Here is a 6801-nt window from a genome sequence, read left to right as displayed (position 1 = left end):
TTCAGCCTGCTCTTCGGTTTGAGCTGCGTGTTTCTCTGCTTCTGGACCGTACTTCTTAACCCAGGCATATAAACTATGAACGGAAACATCGAGCCGTCTTGAAACGTCAGCAACAGAATAACCTTTATCGGTAATTTGCCGGACAGCTTCGATTTTAAATTCTTCAGGGTATCGGTTGTTACTCATAAGCACCTCTTTTATGCCATTATCTATGGCTATGAGGTGTCTAGCAAATCAGTGGCGATTCAGTAGGTTTAAGCCCTTCACAAGCACTTAAGCTGTTTGCCCGAGCAGTCATTAATCACGGAGGAATACCTTTTGAACTAAAAGCGCGCCAGCCAAATGCGGCAACCGTCGCTGCTATCAAAGAGTTAGCTGAGGGTAAAGGTCATAAAAGTCAGTCTGTCGACGAGTTGATTAACGAATTGACTGAGGGCAAAGTCCAAAATGCTCAACCATGAGCCAATTTAAGACCTACAATACCGGCACAAATTAACCCTAAACTGACCAGTTTCAGAACGTCCGCTGACTCACCGAACAAAAACATACCCATAATCGCTGTACCTACAGCACCAATGCCCACCCAAATGGCGTAGGCTGTGCCGACGGGTAACGTTTTCAGTGCCAAGCCTAACAAGACAAAGCTACCGACAAGAGCTACGGTGGTGCCAACGGTTGGCCAAAGTTTGGTAAAGCCGTCTGTGTATTTTAGACCAACCGCCCAAGCGACTTCCAAAAGCCCGGCGATAAATAGAATGACCCAACTCATAAGCACCTCTTCATGATTGTGGGGCCGTCCCCGAATGAAAATTGAGCGGTGAGGTCGTCCTCACTTCCGCTTAGTTTACGCCATAAGCGCAATACTAACTTTCATCGTGGTTATTATCACGATATAAGCCAGAAAGCCTATCGATTTTCTGCGCCTTTGAGGCAGCAATTCCGAAACAACAGAGCCGTCACTATTTCGCAATTTAGAAAACCAAAAGATCATCCAAAATATTGTTAGCGTCGCAGGCTTATCGTTAATGACTAACTTACTTCTTCTAAACGGCAGCAAGCCAAGAAAGACTGAGTAAACCAGAGTGCCATTTTCTTTTAGCTCGAACTTTGTCGTCAGGCGGTCATAAGAAACATCCAGCTCTGATGATGCAAATGTATGTTGTCGCTTTTGGACTCGTTGGAATTTCATTTTAAACACTTATGCACCGCATGTGGCCGATAATAGCGAGTACGCTTAGCTCAGTTTTTCCATAACAAAGTTACGCAGCTTCTGACCACGAATTTCTACCGTTTGCTCTTTTGCGAATTTAAAACCAAATTTCTCATAAAACGGACGAGCTGTAATGCTCACCTTAGAGTAAAACCGGTTAATTCCTTGTAACTCACCCACTCTTAGCAAGTGCTCCATCAAATGACGCCCGACACCTTTCCCCTGATGCTCATGGTGGCAAAAGAAATGATCAATTAGTCCATCTTCCTGAAGGTCGGCATAACCGACAATTTCTCCGACAATTTCAGCAACAAACGGAGAGATAGCATTCATTTTTCGCTGCCATACCTCAGGAGATACGTCATCCGGCGCCCATGCTTCGACTTGCGCTTGCGTGTAGTCACGTGAGTTCACATTGCGAATGGTGTGATAAAAAATTGCCCATAAATCGGGCGCGTCTGATTCGTTATATTTTCTGATATTTATCATGCTGGTATTTGCCGTTCACGCTCAACCACTATCATGACCGAGATCTAAATAAGCGATGAGATACCCATATTCTTTATCCGTAAGCATCCCTTTTGCATGATGCTGCTTTGCCAGCTCATGGCTCCACGCTTTTCCTTCGGGAGGGGGAGGGGGCGGAACCGACAAATCCTTTTCGAGAAGCGCGGTATCTTCGACCGTGTAGCCTCTGGATACCGCCTCTTGAGCGCAATGCGCCAGAACATATTCAACTGCATACTTATCAACACTAGGCTGCCATGTGTATTCCGTTTCGCATGCAACCTTTCGTTCGCCCTCGGCGGTGAAATACTCCAAACGTCCCGATGTGCAAGCCGATACTAATAACGCTAAAGCGAAAACAATACAGGTACTTTTAATTTTCACCGGTGTGGTTCCTGTTTATATAACGACCGCCATAAGCGGCCGAGTGAAACGAGGTCCGCCGCACGAAGTGTGTGAACTTAATGGCTTGGTTATACATGTCAGAGATCTCCTGCTTGATGAATTACTTCAGACCAAGATTTACCTGAGTGCCAGTCGCTGTATTTTGCCATCATGGGTAGGTAATGCTCAGGAATATCTGATTCCGGCGCGCCACTGTACACATACGCCATGCCTTCTCTAAACCATTCCGGTTTCATCATGGTCGAAACTGCCCCAATTTCGGAAAACTGAAACCAATGAATCAATTCATGCTGAGTGATGTAACTTTGCCAAGACTCGGGAGCTATTACCGTACCAAGAAAAGGATATGAAATGGCCCGCTCACTGCCTCCTCCGAATGACTCGTAGCACTCTGCAGTAGAGCAGTAAATGAAGTTGGGGCTCGCGCTGAGAGAAATGCGTACAGCAGCTAGATTTGCTACGGCGGAGTCATACAGATCAGCTGCTTTATCTATTTTCTTGGGGTCCTCGACGCAAATTGCGCCGTTACATTGCATTCCATTTAAATTGGGTAAAAGCAACCTAATCGGCTTTGCATACGACCAAGCCAGTGCAGGTATTAGAACAACGACAAAAATCAAAGCTACCTTATTAACCACATCGAGTCCTTTTTGCATAACGCCCGCATTTGCGGCTGGTTTGGAGCGCAGCGGAAAACCAGTCCGACAACATGCGCTTGTTAAATGCTTATAGCAGAGGCGTAGGCTTTAGTTCTTTGCTTTTATACAAAGGATGGCCCGGCCTGCCGCTTTTTAGTTTAGTTAAGCACTTTGGTGATTTTAAGATTGGTAAAACAGCCAAGTCGCGCTTCATAAATGCGCCATCATCTGTCCATGCACACACTGTTTCGACAGCCTCTTCGCTGAGTCTCTGCAAGTGCTGATCATTTTCTGGGCCTACTGGATCAGAAACTTGATAGAGCACTGATTTGTCAGTAGACCTATATGCAAATAGATTTGCTATAACCAGCCCGCCATAGCCCCAGCGCTTAGCGTAATTTATACACACCCGAGAAGTATTATCCTCTTCTTCATGGTCTGCTGTTGACGGATTGAGACAAATAAAAAGAACCCAAGGCTTTGAATCATCCCAAATCCGTTTTAGTTCATACCTGTACATTCCGCATTCGGAAATTATTGCTGACTTCTGCATGATTCCTCTTGGCATTTAACGCCCGCAGCAGCTGCATTTCTGGAGTGAGGAACGAGCGGAAAAATGTCCGACTGACTGCGTTTGTTATACGCTTTATTTAGCATTTAATTTCTTGAACCTCTTGCATGCAGCACTAAACTCTCTTGCTAACTCTCGGCCTTCTAAAGCTACAGACTCTGATTCTGCATCTATGGCTGGAACATCTAGTCTCTCATCGGCTAAAGCATGCATAAGAGCATTTCGTTTTTTTGCCCAGTCACTTAATCGCTGAATCATGTCACCGAAAAATGCCTGTCGCATTTTAAGAGAGCTTGTTTGTCTGGACTTTATTTTACCTATTTTAGGACCTAGCATTCTTATTGAGGGGCCGCCACCTGATTCTTTAAGTGCCGACACTAATCTATCTTCTAAGATGGCATATGCGATCCATGTTGCTTCAAGATAAAAGCCATCTTCAATGGCCGAGTCAATTCGAGAAATAAGTTCTCTGTATTTACTGTATTTATCTATCATGATTTAATTTCTTACGTATAACGCCCGCCTAACACGCAATGTGTTGGCATGGCTTTTTGCGTTGTTTGCCAAAACCATGACAACAAACATTGTCGTAGTTGAGGCGCTTGTTATGTGCTTTTCTTTTAGATCGAGCAGACTGCATATTAGTGGCTAGTCAGAATGAATAAAGGAAGGTCAGTTAACTTACTGTGGGATAGATTTCTAAAAGATATTCCCTCAAAGTAGCCAACAACTCCTTGTCCTCACTTAATCCTCAAAAGCAATAGCTGCCGACAATACGAAGTAAAGTTTAAAGCAACAACACGAATTAAATTTGAGGTTTATAATTGCAAACGAAAAAGGCAAAGTCCACATTTGGTGGCCTAAAACCTGTTTAGCTCGATAGCGGAATTAACACCGGGAAGTCTTTGCACATAACGCCTAGCTCACCGCGCGATCGACAGAGAGTCCGGTGCAGCTACTTGTTAAATTTAGATTCATGGTGCTTATAATATGCTGAGCTACCTGCCCAATTTTTTACAGTATTACCTTCGATTTTTCTAATGAGCACATCCAATGCTGGAATCGTGGAACGCTTTTCGTTTTTCTTGACTACACCTTCAGAGACAAAAACATAACCTTTTTCAAACATATCATCACACCCCGCCTTACACATTAAGGCAGCGATATTGTCAAAATCTAGCTTTTCTGATTTAGAACACTCGGATCTTTTCTTAATGTGCGCAGCGACCAGGAATTCTAAGGGGTACTCGTTTTGACAGAGGACGCACATTGCTTGCGGTCGCCCGCCTGAAATGTGCACTCGAAGGAATGCTTGCTCCTTTCTTGATTTTGTAATCGAGTCAAAATCTAGATCCACTTCCTCGCTCAACTTTGGAAGTACAGTTTTTGCGACGAACGGAGGCGAGCTATAATCAGTGAACTCGATGTTATCGGCAGTAATAAGGGATGCTGCCTGTTTGATATCAGGGCTGGACATTCTTGCTCCTAGGCCAGACCGTACCAATGCTTCAAGTTCTTCTTCCGTATCTACATAAACATAGTCAACTTCAAATCGCAAGGGGCTGGCCACATAAGTTCCGTCTTTATGTTTGTGCGGATATATGGACTCGCCTTTGTATTCGCCTCTGGACTTGTAAGCTTTCAATTTATTCACGCACTCTCCCTAGATATTTAACACTTCAAACACCGGTGCAGCTTGCTGCGTCCGAGTGCTTCGACTTGTTACGTGATTGACTTGACAAGATAACCTTTGGATGATCTGGGTCAATTGCCAAAAGCTCTTGGATGACATGCCTTAACGCTTTCCTGCAGTTTTTCATTGATTCCTGAATATCTTGTTCACGCGCCTTCATATAACTTGCCACTTCTTCATTATCGAAATTCATTTCTCTTGATTTCAGATGTACGAGAGAGTTTCGATCTTTGTGGAGACGTCTTAATGATTCATAAGCTTGACCCGATTTAGATATCTCTTTTCCAGTAATCAGTTTAGGGATAACGAGCCACTTCGATATGAAGTCTAATTTGTCCAAGTGATCTTTCGAATACTTATCTCCTAAACAAGATGCAGCATAGTCATAAATAAAGGCCTCAAAGTACATCGCCGTGAACACGACAGCAATAATACATGACTGGTCTCTAGCCTCTTCGAGTGGATCTAGCTCTATATGGAGCGAGTAGTATTCGGCTGGAGGGTTTTTGGGGTCATCACAGCTTGATAGCAATGATGAAATATCAGCCCAAAGCTTTTTCACTTTTGGGTCGATTTCCTCGAACGTGTCCAGATTACTCTCGGCAATCCATCTAAACCTGTCATCTCCACCTAAGCGGGAATATGTTTCAAATTTTTCCATATGGCTTAACGTAATGTCTTGAATAATTGGATTTTTTTGTCGGCAGCACAAAGCGGCCGGCTTGATTCACTGGTTAAGTTCACCTTCAAACCCATACTTTCGGTTACAGTCTATAAGCGAAAACTCGACAAAGGGACTCACCTCTTTATAATTGTTCTTATAATCTTCAATAAATCTCAAAACCCTTGATTCGTTTGCCTTTTTGCTAAATCTAGTATTCGCCATTATTGCGTGATAATTAGACATCAAAGATCGACCGAAGCCGTATATTTCTGGCGTAACATCGAGGTCTTTTCTCTCCCCATTGAAAAAGTATTCAGCACAGTTGGGCAACATATACTTTGGATTATCTTTATTAAACCTCATAGCTAGCTTGTAGTCGTCTGAGTATGCAAAAAACTCCAACAATGCCATTTTAGACATAAACTCTAAGGATTCTGTTTCCGTACCGCTGCTTTTCAGAATTGAGAACCTACTTTGCTTCAAATCCTGCCAATGTCGGCTTTCATGGAAAAGAACACGAATAAGATTTCGCTTCATATGAAAATCTTCTTGCCGCATTAAAGCTTGACCAATTTCTAGATGGTCTCGATTAGGTCCATAGATCTGACCACCAAGGTCTTTGGGATCATCAATTAGCCGAACGCTATTAACCTCTTCCAGCATATCTATAATTCTGTCCCTCTCATGCTTATGCAGCATTTTTTGAGGAAAGTCATTCACTCTCGATATGAGTTTTTTTCTCAGAGACATTTGCTCTGCAGCAATAAGTTCTGGTTCCGACTGCCAGTAACTAAATAGAAAAATACCAAAAAAAAACGCTATGACAGCCAGAAAAACTTTTCTCAAAACAACCTCAATATTGATTGATGTCCGCTTATGGTAATTTAACGCCCGCCATAAACGGTCGAGTGAAACGAGGTCCGGCGACCGAAGGGAGCGAATTTGATGGCTTGGTTATGCATGTCAGAGATGTCCCGCCTGTTCAATGACTTTTGGCCAAGATTTCTCTGAATGCCAGTCACTATATCTTTTCATCATGGGCAGGTAATGCTCAGGAATATCTGATTCCGGCGCTCCGCTGTACACATAGGCCATGCCTTCTCTAAACCATTC

The 6801-nt window shown here is 43.4% G+C and carries 12 protein-coding genes; 1 reads left to right on the top strand and 11 read right to left on the bottom strand.

The genetic code is table 11. The annotated features are described in order from the left end of the window. Nucleotides 1-186 (bottom strand): transposase (locus tag CWI73_RS08070; RefSeq protein ID WP_133306928.1); only part of this gene is annotated, 186 nt, incomplete at its 3' end. A 47-nt stretch (nucleotides 187-233) separates the two neighbouring features. On the opposite strand from CWI73_RS08070, the gene CWI73_RS08065 reads away from it, so the two are divergent. Then, a complete protein-coding gene (locus CWI73_RS08065; protein WP_126752311.1) occupies nucleotides 234-461 on the top strand; it encodes a type II toxin-antitoxin system RelB/DinJ family antitoxin in 228 nt (75 codons plus the stop codon). Here CWI73_RS08065 and sugE read toward each other — a convergent pair. From sugE to CWI73_RS08015, 10 genes are all read right to left on the bottom strand, one after another. Further along, nucleotides 452-769, bottom strand: a complete 318-nt coding sequence (gene sugE / locus CWI73_RS08060) for a quaternary ammonium compound efflux SMR transporter SugE (protein ID WP_126752310.1) — start codon at nucleotides 767-769, stop codon at nucleotides 452-454. The two genes, CWI73_RS08065 and sugE, sit on opposite strands and share 10 nt — an antisense overlap. Nucleotides 770-844: 75 nt before the next feature. Further along, the gene (locus CWI73_RS08055; protein WP_126752309.1) at nucleotides 845-1189 is read right to left on the bottom strand and encodes a hypothetical protein; all 345 of its coding nucleotides are present in this window, start codon (nucleotides 1187-1189) and stop codon (nucleotides 845-847) included. 45 nt (nucleotides 1190-1234) lie between these two features. Continuing rightward, the gene (locus CWI73_RS08050; RefSeq protein WP_126752308.1) at nucleotides 1235-1699 is read right to left on the bottom strand and encodes a GNAT family N-acetyltransferase; all 465 of its coding nucleotides are present in this window, start codon (nucleotides 1697-1699) and stop codon (nucleotides 1235-1237) included. Between the two features lie 21 nt (nucleotides 1700-1720). Next, nucleotides 1721-2101 (bottom strand): hypothetical protein, encoded by a 381-nt coding sequence (locus CWI73_RS08045; RefSeq protein ID WP_126752307.1) that lies wholly within the window; start codon nucleotides 2099-2101, stop codon nucleotides 1721-1723. 98 nt (nucleotides 2102-2199) lie between these two features. Beyond that, nucleotides 2200-2778: a hypothetical protein gene (locus tag CWI73_RS08040; RefSeq protein ID WP_126752306.1), complete on the bottom strand. Its 579-nt coding sequence runs from the start codon at nucleotides 2776-2778 to the stop codon at nucleotides 2200-2202. Between the two features lie 70 nt (nucleotides 2779-2848). Further along, nucleotides 2849-3313: a DUF1643 domain-containing protein gene (locus CWI73_RS08035; protein WP_126752305.1), complete on the bottom strand. Its 465-nt coding sequence runs from the start codon at nucleotides 3311-3313 to the stop codon at nucleotides 2849-2851. Nucleotides 3314-3406: 93 nt separating this feature from the next. Further along, complete coding sequence (locus tag CWI73_RS08030; protein ID WP_126752304.1) at nucleotides 3407-3826, bottom strand: hypothetical protein; 420 nt, start codon at nucleotides 3824-3826, stop codon at nucleotides 3407-3409. A 460-nt stretch (nucleotides 3827-4286) separates the two neighbouring features. After that, nucleotides 4287-4985: a hypothetical protein gene (locus CWI73_RS08025; RefSeq protein WP_126752303.1), complete on the bottom strand. Its 699-nt coding sequence runs from the start codon at nucleotides 4983-4985 to the stop codon at nucleotides 4287-4289. A 25-nt stretch (nucleotides 4986-5010) separates the two neighbouring features. Next, nucleotides 5011-5685 carry a hypothetical protein gene (locus CWI73_RS08020; protein ID WP_126752302.1) on the bottom strand — a complete coding sequence of 225 codons (675 nt, stop codon included), beginning with the start codon at nucleotides 5683-5685 and terminating at the stop codon, nucleotides 5011-5013. Nucleotides 5686-5751: 66 nt separating this feature from the next. Continuing rightward, nucleotides 5752-6534 (bottom strand): hypothetical protein, encoded by a 783-nt coding sequence (locus tag CWI73_RS08015; protein WP_126752301.1) that lies wholly within the window; start codon nucleotides 6532-6534, stop codon nucleotides 5752-5754. Nucleotides 6535-6801 lie beyond the last annotated feature (267 nt).

Source organism: Idiomarina piscisalsi (assembly GCF_003987095.1).
Taxonomy (GTDB): Bacteria; Pseudomonadota; Gammaproteobacteria; order Enterobacterales; family Alteromonadaceae; genus Idiomarina; species Idiomarina piscisalsi.
This window is presented reverse-complemented; position numbering and strand designations above follow the sequence as displayed.